Origin of the sequence: Pseudomonas helleri, from assembly GCF_045830615.1 — a bacterium.
Classification (GTDB): domain Bacteria; phylum Pseudomonadota; class Gammaproteobacteria; order Pseudomonadales; family Pseudomonadaceae; genus Aquipseudomonas; species Aquipseudomonas helleri.
Genome location: NZ_CP174501.1, coordinates 4,778,604 through 4,793,551, shown reverse-complemented (window position 1 = coordinate 4,793,551; position 14,948 = coordinate 4,778,604). Strand labels below are relative to the sequence as shown.

13 protein-coding genes and 1 pseudogene are annotated in these 14,948 nt (G+C 58.5%); 9 read left to right on the top strand and 5 right to left on the bottom strand.

All coding sequences use genetic code 11. The features are described from left to right. Positions 1–17: 17 nt before the first annotated feature. Both ACJJU9_RS21665 and ACJJU9_RS21660 read right to left on the bottom strand, forming a co-directional pair. A complete protein-coding gene (locus ACJJU9_RS21665; protein ID WP_371928891.1) occupies positions 18–881 on the bottom strand; it encodes a methyl-accepting chemotaxis protein in 864 nt (287 codons plus the stop codon). Beyond that, positions 873–1,805, bottom strand: a pseudogene (locus tag ACJJU9_RS21660) (methyl-accepting chemotaxis protein); the annotation flags it as partial. The pseudogene ACJJU9_RS21660 and the gene ACJJU9_RS21665, both read right to left, overlap by 9 nt. Positions 1,806–2,308: 503 nt before the next feature. Here ACJJU9_RS21660 and ACJJU9_RS21655 point away from each other — a divergent pair. Continuing rightward, positions 2,309–3,031 (top strand): histidine phosphatase family protein, encoded by a 723-nt coding sequence (locus ACJJU9_RS21655; RefSeq protein ID WP_407729496.1) that lies wholly within the window; start codon positions 2,309–2,311, stop codon positions 3,029–3,031. An 89-nt stretch (positions 3,032–3,120) separates the two neighbouring features. On the opposite strand, the gene ACJJU9_RS21650 is transcribed toward ACJJU9_RS21655, so the two are convergent. From ACJJU9_RS21650 to ACJJU9_RS21640, 3 genes are all read right to left on the bottom strand, one after another. Continuing rightward, positions 3,121–3,621, bottom strand: a complete 501-nt coding sequence (locus ACJJU9_RS21650; RefSeq protein WP_048385823.1) for a hypothetical protein — start codon at positions 3,619–3,621, stop codon at positions 3,121–3,123. Between the two features lie 91 nt (positions 3,622–3,712). After that, positions 3,713–5,179, bottom strand: coding sequence for an ArnT family glycosyltransferase (locus ACJJU9_RS21645; protein ID WP_407729495.1), 1,467 nt, complete (start codon positions 5,177–5,179; stop codon positions 3,713–3,715). Between the two features lie 170 nt (positions 5,180–5,349). Next, positions 5,350–6,645: a carbohydrate porin gene (locus ACJJU9_RS21640; protein WP_407729494.1), complete on the bottom strand. Its 1,296-nt coding sequence runs from the start codon at positions 6,643–6,645 to the stop codon at positions 5,350–5,352. A 265-nt stretch (positions 6,646–6,910) separates the two neighbouring features. Here ACJJU9_RS21640 and ACJJU9_RS21635 point away from each other — a divergent pair, with 265 nt between their 5' ends. The 8 genes from ACJJU9_RS21635 (at position 6,911) to ACJJU9_RS21600 (ending at position 14,653) form a co-directional block, all read left to right on the top strand. Further along, positions 6,911–8,047 (top strand): phosphoribosyltransferase domain-containing protein, encoded by a 1,137-nt coding sequence (locus ACJJU9_RS21635; protein ID WP_407729493.1) that lies wholly within the window; start codon positions 6,911–6,913, stop codon positions 8,045–8,047. Next, a complete protein-coding gene (locus tag ACJJU9_RS21630) occupies positions 8,037–8,795 on the top strand; it encodes a trehalose phosphatase (RefSeq protein WP_407729492.1) in 759 nt (252 codons plus the stop codon). Before ACJJU9_RS21635 ends, ACJJU9_RS21630 begins: the two co-directional genes overlap by 11 nt. Next, positions 8,788–9,882, top strand: a complete 1,095-nt coding sequence (locus ACJJU9_RS21625; RefSeq protein WP_407729491.1) for a cysteine protease StiP domain-containing protein — start codon at positions 8,788–8,790, stop codon at positions 9,880–9,882. The genes ACJJU9_RS21630 and ACJJU9_RS21625 overlap by 8 nt, the downstream gene beginning before the upstream one ends. Continuing rightward, the gene (locus tag ACJJU9_RS21620) at positions 9,882–10,829 is read left to right on the top strand and encodes an HpcH/HpaI aldolase/citrate lyase family protein (RefSeq protein ID WP_153332129.1); all 948 of its coding nucleotides are present in this window, start codon (positions 9,882–9,884) and stop codon (positions 10,827–10,829) included. The genes ACJJU9_RS21625 and ACJJU9_RS21620 overlap by 1 nt, the downstream gene beginning before the upstream one ends. Positions 10,830–10,838: 9 nt before the next feature. Further along, positions 10,839–11,513, top strand: coding sequence for an HAD family hydrolase (locus ACJJU9_RS21615; protein WP_273219678.1), 675 nt, complete (start codon positions 10,839–10,841; stop codon positions 11,511–11,513). 192 nt (positions 11,514–11,705) lie between these two features. Further along, positions 11,706–12,878 (top strand): TerD family protein, encoded by a 1,173-nt coding sequence (locus ACJJU9_RS21610; protein ID WP_407729490.1) that lies wholly within the window; start codon positions 11,706–11,708, stop codon positions 12,876–12,878. Positions 12,879–12,928: 50 nt separating this feature from the next. Next, a complete protein-coding gene (locus tag ACJJU9_RS21605; RefSeq protein WP_153332132.1) occupies positions 12,929–13,963 on the top strand; it encodes a TerC/Alx family metal homeostasis membrane protein in 1,035 nt (344 codons plus the stop codon). Positions 13,964–14,074: 111 nt separating this feature from the next. Further along, a complete protein-coding gene (locus ACJJU9_RS21600; protein WP_153391158.1) occupies positions 14,075–14,653 on the top strand; it encodes a TerD family protein in 579 nt (192 codons plus the stop codon). Positions 14,654–14,948 lie beyond the last annotated feature (295 nt).

The following is a 14,948-nucleotide window of genomic DNA, read 5'->3' as shown; positions in this document are numbered from 1 at the left end:
GGGTTTCTAAAGGTCGGTTACACCTTAAAGTGGCTGACCATTGCTTGCAGTTGTGTCCCCAGCCGCGCCAGTTCAACGCTGGACTTGGCGGTTTCATCACTGGCCGCCGCGGTTTGTTCTGACACGTCACGCACGTTGAGGATGCTGCGGCTGATCTCTTCTGCCACGGCACTTTGCTGCTCGGCCGCTGCGGCAATTTGCTGGTTCATCGACTGAATATTCGACACAGTGCGGGTAATGCCCTGCAACGAAGTGCCGGCCTGGCGGGTCAGGTTCACGCTGCTGTCGGTCAGGGTGCGGCTGTTGTTCATGACCACGGCTACTTGTTGAGTGCCACTTTGCAGCGCCGCGACCAGGGTTTGTATTTCTTCGGTGGAGTTTTGCGTGCGCTGCGCCAAGGCCCGCACTTCATCGGCCACCACCGCAAACCCACGCCCGGCATCACCGGCACGTGCGGCCTCAATCGCCGCGTTAAGCGCCAACAGATTGGTCTGGTCGGCCACGGCTTTGATCACGTCCATGACGCTGCCGATCTTGTCGCTTTCTTCTTGCAGCACAGCCATGGCCTGGGTCGAACGACCGACTTCCACGGCCAGACGCTCGATCTGGTCAATGGCCTGATTGACCACGTTGTCACCGGCGCGGGCTTCATCGTCGGCGGCCGCTGCGGCGTGGGATGCTTGCTCGGCATTGCGTGCGACTTCTTGCACGGTCGCGGTCATTTCATGCATGGCGGTGGCCACTTGATCAGTTTCGACCTTCTGACTGTTGACCCCGGCGCTGGTCTGCTCGGTGACCGCAGACAACTCTTCAGCTGCGCTGGCGATTTGCGTGACGCCGTCGCGGATCCCGCTGATCAAATCACGCAGGGTCGTGCCCATGCGCGCAATGCCTTGTTGCAGGATGCCCAAGTCATCGCGGCGAGTAACCTGCAGGTTGTGGCTCAGATCACCGCTGGCAATGCGCTCAACGACTTCCAGGGTTTCACGCAGCGGGCGGGTGATCTGGCGGGTGATCACGACCGCCGCCACCACGCCCAGCAGCAAGACCAGCAAGGTGGTGATCAATTGCAGGCGGTTGGCACTGGCGCTGTCGGTGTCACGGCGTTCCAGCTGAATGTTGTACAGCTCGGTGCTGCGGCTAACGATGCCGTTGCCGTAGTCCGTCATGTCTTTGCGGCGGTCGATAATGCTGTTGTCAGTGTCGGTGAATACTTGCAACGCCTGGGTGTACTCAGCCATGGCATCACTTAACGCACGCAAGGTGTCAGCGGCGCTGGCGCTGAAAAAAGCGTTCAACCCCGCAAGGCTGGCCGTCGCAGCGGCCAGTTGGCTGCGTGCAGCCTGTTCGGTCGCAGGTGTTGGCGAGGCAATGTAAGCCCGGCCCAGATCACGGGCCATCAGGAACTGTTCGCGCACCTTGGTGACCGCCTGGTACTGCTCAAAACGGCCTTCTTCGCCCGCCGGGCGTTGCAAGGTGCGGGCATCCAAAGTGGCGATATTGGCCAGCGTCGCTTTGGCGCTGCGGTCCATGCGCTCACGCGACACCGCAGACTCAACGTAAGCCTTGCGCATGCCCACCAGTGCGCTTTGGTAGCGGGTGATGAGGTCGTGTTGCTCGTTCAGCAACTTGAGGTTTTCGGGGCTCTTGAACGTGCCCAGCAGTTGTTTTTGCTGCGCCTCAAAGGCCTCCAGGTTGTTTTGCACGTTCTGTGCGGCGGTCTCGTCGCCATTGGTCAGCATGTACTGCAACCGTGCGACCCGCAGGTTGGTCAGCGCGCTGTTGAGTTGCGTGATATCGGTCATCCAGTTACTGCGGTCAATCAATGTCCCCAGGCTGAACCAATTGCTGATTGCCATCAGGCAGGTGAGGGCCAATACCAGGCCGAAGCCCAAGGCCAGTTTCATGTTGACGCTTATGTTGCTCAGCCAACTGTTCATTTCAATCTCCAGGAACGGTGCGCGCAGGATCTGTTCTCGCTGGAGGGTTTTGTTTTTTTGGCCCAGCAAAATACGTGTGTTGAGCTGTATCGGCGGCGTTGAGCAGAGCTGAAACGTTTTTTGATGCGCAGTGATCAGTGGTTAAAAAGGTCCTCCAAAACGGCAATCAAAGGTGTGTTTAAAGACTTTTTTCACATTTGCTTCACCTGCCTCCTACACCCGGATTTATAGACTGCGTTCAGTTTGGGAAAAGCCTTGCTATGCAAGACTGTTTTCTTACCAGCGTGATTGTTCACCCATCCATTGTCATATTCGCGTTATAGGGTGGCAGCGACTGTCGTTCACTGACTGCCATAGGGGCGTTCTACGTGATTTTGAGTCTTCGTTTAGCGGGTGCTAAGCGCGCATTACTGCGCAAAGCGTTCGCGCGTTATCGAAATACACTGGTGATAGTCGTCGCAACGGCTTTGACGGTATTTATTACCCTTCAATTGCTGGCGCCTGCCTCCGCGCCCAACCTGGCGTTGCCCGGCAATGCCAGTCGTGTACAAGCCCTGAATCTAAGCTGGGCTAAAGGCGATGTCGTTGCGTTGGTTCGTCATGGCGAACGTTGCGACCGCACTTCCACACTGTGCCTGGGGCCTGAAGACGGCATCACCGTGCACGGCGAATCCGTTGCCCAGTCGCTGGGCTATGAGTTCCGTCAAATGGGGCTGGCCCATGCCGATATCTACAGCAGCTTGCTGACACGCTCACGGCAGACGGCAGACGCGATGTTCGTTCGCCCGGTTGAGGCTCAAGACTGGGTGTTCAACTGCCGAGGCAAAATGCTCAGCGACGTGCTCAAGCACAAAGTCCCGGGCCGCAACCTGGTGCTGGTCACCCATAGCGAATGCATGGACGAGCTTGAGAGCCAGATGCATGTGCCCACAGAGACTACCTTCAGTTATGGCGCCTCGTTGTTTATCAACGTAGAGGGCGCCAGCGCGCAGCCACAAATGCTCGGTTATGTCGAAACCCAAGACTGGAGCGCCATCGTGCCGGCAGGCACCCTGCCAGCTGGCCATAGCCTCGAAGCCTCACGGTTTTAACACCTCAACGTGTAGGAGCGAGCTTGCCTCGCGATCTTTTGATCTTTTAAAAGCTCGCGAGGCAAGCTCGCTCCTACAATTGGATACCGTTAAGCCAACACACGATTCCAATTATCTTCGACAGGCAGCGGCACGTCCCTGAGTTCCTGGGCCACGGCTTTTTCGATGTCGTCAGCGCTGAGTTCTTTCTCATCCAGCCACGGCCACGTGGCATCCGCATCGCGAAAGTTGAGCTGGTCGTTCAGCTGCTGGCACGCGAGGGCAAGCAAGTGCATCAGCACCCACTGGCTGGTGAGGTACGCCTTCTGTTGCACCGGACTGCGGTTGAGCAGGGCGGTGACCTCTGTCACCTGCGGGTTTGGCCACACGCTGCTGCGCAGGTTCCAGACCAGCGCGCCGTTGTTTGAGACGTCTTTGTCGGCCAATGTCGGGTCGATGCTGACCTCGATATTCAGCTTTAAATGTTGGTGCTCAAGCTGGTCAATCAGATAACGGGCGAGGCCGGATTGGCGCAGGTACGCCGTCGCCGTCTTGTAGGCCAACTGAGCGTTATAGTCGCTCAGGCTCTGGCTGGTAATGCTGATGGTCATGGCTAGCTCCTTGACTGGGTAACGTCCAGCACAGGGAGCGTAGCCAATGTGCCGTAATCGGCCACGCCAAGTGTCGTTCTATTGCCGCGGATCAATCTTCTGAAGCGGGTGCCAGCGTCACGAAGTAAAAGTGATGACGACCAACACTGACCGTGTCCAGCACCTTCAGCGCCACACCCGGCACCTCGGTTTTGTCGATAACCGCGATATTGTCGGGCGACTCAGCCAAAAACGCCTGCAACTCGGCGGCTGAGTTCAACGTGTGCGGCAGTTGCTGGCTATAAAACACCACGGTCCCCAGACGCTCGTCCGGTTGTAGCAGGGCGATGTGTTTGCCGCTGGCTTGCAGACTGATGACCTGCGCGGCCACGGGCTGGAAGGATTCGCTGCGATCGGCGCGCGGCGCCCACACCGCCGCAGCGATCAGGTAGGTGGTGACAACCCCGGCCAGCAGCGCGATGGCCAGCGAGCGATGATAGTCACTCAAAAACTTGGCGATGGCCGAGTCCTGGCTTTTCTTGCGCAGCCATTGCAGTACCACCCCGGCGTACTCGGCAGCGATCACGGCGGCCGCTGGGGTCAGCGACATCAAGTACACCGCACGCTTGCTTGAGGCGATGTTGAGCATCAGGTATTGCGCCAGCAGCCACACGCAGAAAAACAGCAGGTAAGGGTTGCTGCGCAGTTGCTTGCGAAAATGCCACAGCCCCAGGAACGTCAGCAGGTTCCACGGCAGGAAGCTTTCGGGTAGTTTGCGCAGGTAATAGTAGAAGGGCTCGTAGTGCCCGGCTTCGACAAAGGAGCCGCTGAAACGGCCAATGCTGTTGGTCAATACCACTTCGCTGACCGCTTGCAGCCCGCCACGTTGATACAGCACACACAGCCAGATCAGCAGCGGGATCAAACCCACCAGGGTCATCAGGGCCGGACGCAGCCAGTCATTCACGGCAAAGCGTTTGTTGATCAGGCTGTCACACAGCAGATAGGTAAAAATCACCACCCCCGGCAAGGCCAGGCCGAACACGCCTTTGCTCAAGGTGGCAATGGCAATCCCGGCGGCAAACAGTAACCAGCTACCGGCCGCAAAGCGCGGCTGGCGGCTGGCCTGGTAAAACGCCAGCAGCGCCATGCTGACGCCCAAGGTCAGCAGCGAATCTTCACCGACCTGGCGCGCATTCGCCCAAAAGCTGCCCATGGTGGCCAGCATCGCGGCAGCCGTCCAGGCCATGGCTGTCGGCCGACCAAAACGGCGCAGCATGGTGAACAGCAGCATGATGCTGCACAACCCGGCGATGGCGGATGCCAGGCGCACGGCAAACAGTTGGCCGCCAGACAGCTGGATCGCCGTCGCATCGAGCCACAGGCTCAGGGGGGGCTTTTCAAGGAAGGGTTCATTCAGCAGGGACGGGGTGACCCAGTCCTGACTCAAGTGCATTTGCATGGCAATCCCGGCGACCCGGGATTCGGTGGAACCTTGCAGATGGTGGTTACCCAAGGCAAAAAACATCAACACACAACCGAGCAGCAGTAACAGCAGAGCGGGACGAGTCAGACGCATTGGGTTACCAGGCAATATTTCAGTGAATAATGCGCTGGAGTATAGGAGGGGAAAGTTTAACAAAATGTGAAAAATGGCCGATTCAGGACTTTTAGCCCCGTGAAGGTACCGCAGTGTTTGCAGGCTTCATGTTTATTCCTGACCCGGCGATGACCGGGTCAGGATCACACTCAGAACGTTGCCTTGACCTGCAGGCCTGCGACCAGTGCATTGCCCCGGCTTTTGCCGTAGAACGCCCCCGGTTCGATGATGTATTGCACATCCGGACGCAGCAGCAACCACGGCGTCACTTGCGCGCCGTAGTTGAGTTCCAGCAACTGCTCGCCGCTGTCGAGGTTGGCAATCATGTTGGCTTGCTCAGGGTTGGCAGCCGCAGCTTCTTGCACGTCACGCGAGCGTGAGTTGAACACGGCGCGCCCGTAAGCGAAGGCGATGCTGTCTTGCGGGCGGCTGGCAAACGGCTTTTGTTTTACCAGGCCCACTGCGTACCAACGGCGCATGGCCGAGGTCGCGGCATTGCTGGTGGCGGCCTGGCCAAAGGCGCGCAAGACGCTTTCGGGGTCTTGCTCATCACGCCAGATCGCCTGGTCGACCAGTACGTAAGCGCCGGTGCGATTGTTGGCTTTTTGCGTGCTGCCAATTTTCGTGGTGTTGGAGGTGTCGTAGTACCAGCCCGCTTTGTATTGGCCGCTCAGCCAGGCGTTGTGGTTGTAGATCGCTTCCAAGGGCAGGATGGCGCCGGTGGTGCCGCGGGTGGTCATGGTGAACGCTTCGGAGGAGCGACTGTTGAACTCCGGGTTGACCTGGAACACAGCGGTTTGCAAGGTCAGCGCCGGGCTCACGGTGTAGCGCAATTCAGCGCCCCAATGAGGTGTCGGGTAGTTGCTCCAGCCGCTGCCGTTAGACATGGTCAACGGGTGGGCGCAGAAACCGGCGTTAACAAAACTGGTCAGCAGCGGCATCCCGCCAAAGTCGTTGCCCATTGCCAGAAAGCCGAGCTTGGTGGTCAGCGCCGGGCTGAACAGCGTGCGCTGATAGCTGAACTCAGACAGCCGCGTGTACTGGCCGCCATAGTTTTCTTGCACCGGCAAGCGGTTGCCCACCAAGTCTTCCGAGGCGCTATGGCCGCGGCGGTCGTTGACGGTGATCTGCACCAGACCTGCGTCCGGGGTGTCGAGCAGCTTGCTCAGGTCGAACTGGGCGCCGATGCGCACTTGCTGCGAATAGCGCGTGCCGTGCTTGATCCCGCCATGCAGGTTGGAAAACGTTTCGGAGTTGTAGTCGCCGGTCAGCTTAATGCCTTTGTCGATCAGCTTTTGGCGTTCGCCGCCCCAATCGCCGGTCAGCGTTGAGCGATTCATCAGGTCGTCAGAAGTGTCTGCAAGCGCACAAACGGGGGCGAGGGCCAAGAGTGACAAGCCGCTGCACAGGCCGGAAGTCAGCAAGGCGCGGGAAGAAAAAAACATCTAAAAGTGCTCCTTCAAAAGCGGTGTCGCAAAGCAGGGGGCGACACGATGTCGCACAGTATGAACTAGTTAGTTCATAAAATTAATATTTCGTCATATTGCCGCGACGAGAGGATGCGGTTCGCTGTGAAGGTGAAAACGCGCAGTTTTAGCGAGATTTCGGCGCATATGCCGGCATGTTAGGTAACGATTTTCTGCTTGTTTTAGCCGGGTCACTGGCGAATCGTCCGCGCTCTTTCGACGTATTCCCAGGTAATAGACTCTGATGAGCAGCGCTAAACCCATGATCGGCACCAAGGCTTTGTCCGCAAACCTTAAGCGCGGTCGCCTGGAGGTTGAGGTCAATGCATCGACTTTTGAGCCACAGGCCCTGTTCCGTTTCGCTGAACGGCGTAACCCCAAGCGCGCCTTTTTGTTTGTCTCGTGTGTGTTGGGGCGGCACATCCCAGCCCGGCCGTCGTTGATGGCCGAGTGTTTCGAAGCGCTGGCTGCGCAAATCCCTGCTGACTTGCCCGGCCCGGTGCTGGTCATCGGCATGGCCGAAACGGCTGTCGGCCTCGGCGCTGGCGTGCACCGCGCCTTGGCCCGCACGCGCAACGACAGTGTTTATCTGTGCAGCACCCGGCATCCAACCGGCAGCGCGGTATTTGCCCGTTTTGAAGAAGAACACAGCCACGCCACTTCGCATTTACTGCACCTGCCGCAGAATGCGCAGGCCCGTGCCCTGATGCTGACGGCCCGATCACTGGTACTGGTGGATGACGAGGCGTCTACCGGCACCACCTTTATCAATGTGTGTAACGCCCTGGCTGACGCCGGGCTTGAGTCGATTGAACGCATCGTTAGCGCAACCCTCACCGACTGGTCCCAGGGTGCGTTGCGCAAGGTCAAGGGCAGTCACGCCAGCAGCGTTTCACTGCTCACCGGGCGCTACACGTTTGCCGAAGATGCTCACGCCGAGCTGCCAGAAATGCCCAGCGTTGGCACAGTGGGCCAAGGTCATTGGCCACTTGAGCCTGATCGAGACTGGGGGCGCATGGGCGTGTGCGAACACCGCGACACGCTGGCCCCTGATCTGCACGTCGCCCCCGGCGAGCGGGTCATTGTGATTGGCACCAGTGAGTTTGTCTGGCCGCCTTTTTTGCTCGCTGAGCGGCTGGAGCGTGCGGGCGCTGATGTGCATTTCAGCGCCACCAGCCGTTCACCCATCGCCTTGGGGCACGCCATCGACCATGCGCTGTCATTTCCCGACAACTATGGCCTGGGCATTCCCAACTTCTTGTACAACGTTGCCCCCGGACAGTTTGACCGTGTGCTGATTTGCAGCGAAACCCCGGCGGCTGCGCTGGATCCGGCGTTGCTGCGGGCATTGAATGCGCAGGTCATTGTTTATGGCCATTAATCGCCCGCTGGTATTCGTTGACCTCGACGACACGTTGTTTCAAACCGCCCGCAAAATGGCCGAAGGGCCGCGCTGCACCGCCACGCTTGATGCTTTTGGCCAGCCCAATGGCTTTATGAATGCGACGCAGCAGGGCTTTGTCGAGTGGTTGCTGGCCACCACCGACGTGGTTCCCGTGACTGCGCGCAGCGTTGAGGCGTATCAGCGGGTGCAGCTTCCATTCGCGCACGGGGCCATCTGTGCCCACGGTGGCGTCATCCTTAGCGCAGAAGGTGTGCCCGATGGCGACTGGCATGCGCGCATGTGCCACGAGTTGGCGCCGGAGCAGGCGCGTTTGCACCGCCTGAGCGAGCAAACCCGGGGGATTGGCGCAGAGTTGGGCTTCTCGCTACGCAGTTGGGTGGTGGAGGAGCAAGGCCTGGCCACTTACGTGGTGACCAAACACAGCCATGAAACCGATCAGGCGCTACTGGTCGTGCGCGCAGAGGTCAAGGCGCGGGGGTTACTCAACGGCCTCAACGTGCAGGGTAACGGGAATAATCTGGCCTTCCTGCCGCAGGCGCTGCAAAAGCGTGAAGCGGTGCGCGAGTGGATTCGCCGCGATCATGCACTCAACGGCAAGCGGCCATTGCTCGGCTTTGGCGACAGCGTGTCAGACCTGGGTTTTATGGCCGAGTGCGACTGGTGGGGCACCCCAAAACGCGGTCAGCTGGCCAGCCATGTGTGTGCGAGCGTGGACCATGCGTAATGTTTATGCGGGCTTGAATACCGTCGGCAGCGGCAGTTACGGCCGTGATGATGTGCACTTTTTACTGCGTGCGATGGACATTAAAGCCACCGATGTGCAGGAAAAAGAGCACCTGATCCAGACCCGGCAGCGCCACTACTCCGAAATGATCAGCCAGGAGCATGCGCCCTCCCAGCCTCATCAAAACCTCTATCGACGGGCGCTGGCGCACAATGCGGCGCGCATGGCCACGGATGTGCAGGCCTTGGCCAACGCCTTGAACGAACGTTGCACCGGCAGCACCCTTGCGCTGGTGTCATTTGTGCGCGCCGGGGTGCCGCTGGGCGTATTGCTGCGCCGGGCATTGCTTGAGGCCGGTCGTGATACCCGGCATTACGGGGTCAGCATTGTCCGCGACCGTGGCATCGACAACGTGGCCCTCGAAGCGGTCATCAAGGCCCACGGTGCCGAAAACATCGTCTTCGTTGATGGCTGGACGGGCAAAGGAGCGATCAGCGAGCAACTGCGTGAGAGCCTGGCCGCCGACTCTCGCTTTGCGCCCCGGCCGCGTCTGGTGGTGTTGGCTGACCCGTGTGGGCGTGCCTGGCTGGCGGCGTCTGCCGAAGACTGGCTGATCCCCTCGGGGATTCTGGGGGCCACCGTGTCCGGTCTGGTATCACGCTCAATCTGGTCGCCAGAACCCGGCTTACACGGGTGCGTGATGTACCCCCATTTGGCTGGGCATGACGTGACCATGAGTTTTATCCACAGCATCGAAACCGAACGTGCCCGGTTAACCAGGCCCGCCAGCGCTCAACCCTGGACGTTGGCACAGAGCTGGGCGTTGCAACGCCGCGCGCAAAGTGTGCTGGACGGTATCTCGAAGCGCTTTTCGGTACTTAACAGCAACCGGATCAAGCCCGGCATTGCCGAGGCGACCCGTGCCGTCATGCGCCGCGTGCCCGAACAAGTGCTGGTGCGCCGGCGTGACGATCAGGACGTGCAGCTGCTGATGCACCTGAGCCGTCAGGCCAACATCGAGGTCCGCGAAGTCGGTGACGAGCTGGGGCCGTATCGCGCCCTCACCGTCATCAGGAGCGTGCGCTGATGATCAAGCATTCGCCCTATGCCTTGGGGGCCACGCTGTACATGCCGGCCACCCGGTCTGACATCCTGGACGTGGTGTCTGGTGAAAAAATCCAGGGGTTGCGTTCGCTGGTTCTGTGCCTCGAAGACGCCGTGGCCGCCACCGATGTGCAACAGGCACTGAACAATCTTAAACACCTGCTGGAGGCTATCGAGGCACGGGGCGGTCGACCGTTCGGCGGGCCGATTCTGTTTATCCGGCCGCGTGACAGCCGCATGGCGTCGCTGCTCAATGAATGGCCGTTAATGCGCCACGTCGATGGATTTGTTGTGCCTAAACTGTGTCTGAGTAACCTGTGCGAGTGGCAACAGGCCGTGGCCTGCGACGACTTGATGTTGATGCCAACCCTTGAAACACCTGAGGTCTTTGACCCTGGCGCCATGGTTGAATTGCGCAGCGCCCTGCTCGAACACTTGCCGGGGCGTATCATTGCCCTGCGCATAGGCGGTAATGATCTGATGGGCTCTCTGGGGCTGCGTCGATCACCGATGATGACGCTTTACAGCACACCGATGGGTTACGTTATCCCGATGTTATGCGGGATCATGGGCTCTGCGGGGTTTGCGCTGACGGCGCCGGTGTTTGAACAGCTCAACGCGCCGCAGCTGCTGGAGCAGGAATTGGCGCTGGATATCGCCCACGGACTTGTCGGTAAAACCGCGATCCATCCGGGGCAAATTGCAGTTATCCACAGGGCGCTGCAAGTCAGCCTTGAAGATTTCAACAGCGCACGCCAGATACAAAGTGATACGGCGCCTGCGGTGTTTAAGTTCAACGATGCGATGTGTGAACCCGCGACCCATGGCAAATGGGCGCAAATGATTATTGAACGAGCGCATTGGCAAGGGATTCGCCCCGAAATGACCCGCTCGATAGACCCTTTTTGGAGGCAGCCTGCGATGGGCTGAATTAGTCGGTTGAATGAAGTTTTAAATACGCCTGAGAAGGGCAAGCAGGTCCTGTCGGCTTTCGATTTTGATGGCACGTTGACCTATCACGACAGCTTTGTGCCCTTTTTGCGCTTCGCGTTTGGCAACCGCTTGTTCGCGATGCGGCTCTTGCGAATGATCCCTGCGACCACTGCTTATTTGCTGGGCCGGATCAGCCGAAATGATTTGAAAGAAAAACTCATTACGGTCTATCTCACGGGAGCCAAGGAAGCATGGGTGGCCGAGCGTGCCGAAGCATTTTGTGACGCTTCCTGGCAGCAACTGATGCGACCTTTGGGCTTAGTATCGGTCGCCTCCGAGCTTGAACAGAAGGCCATTGTGACCATCTGTTCGGCCTCGCCTGAGTTGGTGCTCAGGCCCTTTGCCAAAAAGCTCGGTATCGCCCTCATTGGCACCCGGCTGCAGTCGGTTGATGGCGTGCTGACCGGAGAGATCGACGGCACCAACTGCCGATGCGAGCAAAAAGTCATTCGGCTGGAGGCCCGGTACGGGCCTTTGGATCAATACACATTACGTGCCTGGGGAGACACCCGGGGCGACGAGCAACTGCTGGGGGCAGCCCAAGAGCCACATTGGCGCGAGTTTCATGCGCTGTGGCGTCGCAAGCGGCCATTGGATGTGTGTCTGCGAGAGGAACTCTGAGCAGAACAGATCAAGATTCAGCAGTGACTGTCGGCCCCCGTCCCTGAGTTCAGACAAGGAAAGGAAACGCTACATGGCTATTTCGTTGTCAACGAACCAAGCGGTATCCCTGGAAATGGAAGCCGGGGCGGGGCTAAAAAAAGTATCTATTGGGTCGAACCTGACCTGCAACGCACCCCTGATGGTGTGTTTATGACCCTTCTGGCGCCGGGCGCCAACACAGGCGTTAATACGCAAACTTTGAACGTGACCGTCAGCTACAGCCCTGTGCCGTGCGCGGAGCTGGACGTTTCGGCATTCCTGCTCACTGCGTCGGGCAAGGTGCGTGGCGACAACGACATGTGCTTCTTCGGCCAGAAAACGGTCAACAATGGCGCGGTCAAACTGCTTGAGTCCGGCCCCGGTCGGGCAGTGTTCAGCCTCGACTTGCAGGCAATTGATCCCGCAGTCGACAAAGTCGCATTGACCGCCACCGTTTATGAAAACAAGGCTAAATTCTCGGCATTTCCCCATCTGACCGTGGCGGTGAGCGGCGGCATAGAGGCCCCGATTCCGACGCAGGGCATGTCGGAAACCGCATTGATTTTGGGTGAGTTCTATCGTCGCCAGGGTGCGTGGAAATTCCGCTGTGTCGCTCAGGGCTTTGCTGGCGGCCTGGCCCCCTTGGCTGAACACTTTGGTATGGAAATTGACGCCCCGGTCACGCCATCCCCAGCGCCTGTGGTGCCGGCTCCTGTAACCCGAGTCAATCTGTCAAAGGTCACCCTCGACAAGCAGCGCCCCTCCATCAGCCTCGTTAAAAATGACGGGGATTTCGGCGAGATCAAAATAAACCTCAACTGGAACCGGGCCCCGCAAAACAGCGGAGGCGGTGGTTTTTTTGCGGCGCTGCTCGGCAAATCAGGCGGCATCGATCTGGATGTGGGTTGCCTGTATGAGCTGCAAAACGGCCGCAAAGGCGCCGTCCAGGCCCTGGGTAATGCGTTTGGTGAATTTGCCGATGAGCCGTTTATTCAACTGATGGGCGATGACCGTACCGGGGCCGCCAGCGATGGCGAGTGGCTGCGCATTAATGGCAAACAGTGGCACGCAGTACGCCGGGTGCTGGTCTACGCGTTCATCTACAAAGGCGCGCCGAACTGGCAGGCCACTGACGGCGTCATCACCTTGTACATGCCGGGCGAACCGCCCGTCGAAGTGCGCTTGAGCGAAGAGGGCGGCTCCAAGGGCATGTGCGCTGTCGTCTTGCTTGAAAACATTGGCGGCAGCGTCAAGGTCAATCGCAAGGTTGAGTTCTACAATGGCCATTCAGACATGGACACGGCCTTTGGCTGGGGCATGCGCTGGGCTGCCGGGTCAAAATGACCGCGATATAACGACCGCCGAAGCTGGCGATTTTGATTTTTGAGGACACCATGGAAAACACGGCAATTGGCTTTCCGCCAACGACCATCGCTGTATTTGTAGCACTTGCGGTCATTGCCCTGGCAATCGATCTGTTTACCCACAAAAGCGATAAACCCGTCACGCTGACCAACGCGGCCTGCTGGTCGATTTTTTGGGTGCTGATCTCACTCGCCTTTGCGGGCTACCTGTATTACGCCCATGGTCCGAGCGTGGCCAGCCTGTTTGTCACCGGTTACGCCCTGGAAAAAGTCCTCAGCGTCGACAACCTGTTTGTGTTCATGGCGATCTTTGCCTGGTTCAAGATCCCCGATGTGCTGCGTCACCGTGTTCTGTACTGGGGCATCATCGGCGCCATCGTGTTCCGCTTGATCTTCGTGGCGATCGGTACAGGGCTTCTGGCTTTTGGCCCATGGGTGGAAGTGCTGTTTGCGGTGATTGTGGCCTGGACCGCGATCATGATGCTGCGCGGCAATGAAGACGACGAAGACGAAGATTATTCCAAACACGTCGCCTACCGGTTTGCGAAAAAACTGTTCCCGGTGTGGCCGAAGCTGCACGGCCACCAGTTTTTTGTGTCGCGCACGGTGCTGGAGCAGGAGATCACCAAGCCCGAGAACAAGGGCATGACCCTGGCCAGCAAAGGCGCTTTGTTCGCCACACCGCTGTTTTTGTGTGTGGTGGTGGTTGAAGTCTCGGACATCCTGTTCGCTTTTGACTCCGTGCCAGCCGTCATCGCCGTCAGCCGTGAGCCCCTGATCGTTTACTCCGCCATGATGTTTGCGATTTTGGGCTTGCGGACCATGTACTTCGTACTTGAAGCCCTCAAGCGTTATCTGGTGCACCTGGAAAAATCGGTTATCGCGTTGTTGTTCTTTATCGCTGCCAAGCTAGCGTTGAATGCAACCAATCACCTGTTTGGCCATGGCATCAGCATTGAGCCAAACACCAGCTTGCTGGTGGTGTTGGTGGTCTTGGCCATCGGCATTGCGGCCAGCGTTGTTTTCCCCGGCAAAGAAGAAAAATCGGACGTTAAAAACGGCTGACAGCTTTGCCTTGTCAACGGCCAGGAGGCGCAGCACACGATGCAGTCGAGGGGGGATGGCTTTGTCTTTCAAGCCGTTCCCATTCAGTTCTTTAAATAAGGATTCACGCACATGGCAGTAAGTCTGAGTAAAGGCGGCAATGTATCCCTGAGTAAAGAAGCACCGGGTCTCACCGAGGTCGTGGTGGGGCTGGGCTGGGATCCACGGGTAACCGACGGCCAGGAGTTCGACCTGGACGCCTCGGTGTTTATTGTTGGCGAGAGCGGCAAAGTGCTGAACGACGGCAGTTTTGTGTTCTACAACAACAAGACCTCACCGGACGGCAACGTTGTGCACCAGGGCGACAACCGCTCAGGCGCAGGTGATGGCGATGATGAGCAAGTGCACGTCAAACTGTCCGGCTTTGCCCCAGACACCAAAAAACTGGTGTTTGCCGTCACCATCCACGAAGCGGCCGGGCGCAAGCAGAGTTTTGGCCAAGTCGCCAATGCGTACATTCGCGTAGTGAACAAGGCGAATGACAAAGAGCTGGCGCGCTATGACCTGAGCGAAGACGCCTCAACCGAAACCGCCATGATCTTTGGCGAGCTGTACATCAATAATGGCGAGTGGAAGTTCAAAGCCATCGGCCAGGGTTTTGCTGGCGGCCTGGGCCCGTTGGCCGCGTCTCACGGCGTAAACCTGGGCTAATCCCCTGCGTTAAAAAAGACCCTCCCCGATGCCGGGCAGGGTCTTTTTTTTGTGTTAAATCCCGCAGCCATCCAAAATTTCGCCCCCTGTAGGAGCGAGCTTGCCTCGCGATATCTTGATTGTTGAGCCTGAGAAGATGCTCCTTTCATCGCTGTAGTCGGTCATAAAACTGCACTTAACAACTGCGCAAAAAATTGCGCACTTAAACGCTGTTTTTACACCGAACACTTTGCTGTAGGCCTGATCAACAAAGGGCTCCAGCGAACTGCGCAACTTCTTGCGCAGCAGTGCGCAA

What these genes read in the sequence shown, in the direction of transcription:
- ACJJU9_RS21650 (WP_048385823.1), bottom strand. Translation starts at nt 3,621, where the DNA reads ATGACCATCAGCATTACCAGCCAGAGCCTGAGCGACTATAACGCTCAG.
- ACJJU9_RS21610 (WP_407729490.1), top strand. Translation starts at nt 11,706, where the DNA reads ATGACCCTTCTGGCGCCGGGCGCCAACACAGGCGTTAATACGCAAACT.
- ACJJU9_RS21600 (WP_153391158.1), top strand. Translation starts at nt 14,075, where the DNA reads ATGGCAGTAAGTCTGAGTAAAGGCGGCAATGTATCCCTGAGTAAAGAA.
- ACJJU9_RS21625 (WP_407729491.1), top strand. Translation starts at nt 8,788, where the DNA reads ATGCGTAATGTTTATGCGGGCTTGAATACCGTCGGCAGCGGCAGTTAC.
- ACJJU9_RS21620 (WP_153332129.1), top strand. Translation starts at nt 9,882, where the DNA reads ATGATCAAGCATTCGCCCTATGCCTTGGGGGCCACGCTGTACATGCCG.
- ACJJU9_RS21630 (WP_407729492.1), top strand. Translation starts at nt 8,037, where the DNA reads ATGGCCATTAATCGCCCGCTGGTATTCGTTGACCTCGACGACACGTTG.
- ACJJU9_RS21635 (WP_407729493.1), top strand. Translation starts at nt 6,911, where the DNA reads ATGAGCAGCGCTAAACCCATGATCGGCACCAAGGCTTTGTCCGCAAAC.
- ACJJU9_RS21645 (WP_407729495.1), bottom strand. Translation starts at nt 5,179, where the DNA reads ATGCGTCTGACTCGTCCCGCTCTGCTGTTACTGCTGCTCGGTTGTGTG.
- ACJJU9_RS21640 (WP_407729494.1), bottom strand. Translation starts at nt 6,645, where the DNA reads ATGTTTTTTTCTTCCCGCGCCTTGCTGACTTCCGGCCTGTGCAGCGGC.
- ACJJU9_RS21605 (WP_153332132.1), top strand. Translation starts at nt 12,929, where the DNA reads ATGGAAAACACGGCAATTGGCTTTCCGCCAACGACCATCGCTGTATTT.
- ACJJU9_RS21665 (WP_371928891.1), bottom strand. Translation starts at nt 881, where the DNA reads ATGGGCACGACCCTGCGTGATTTGATCAGCGGGATCCGCGACGGCGTC.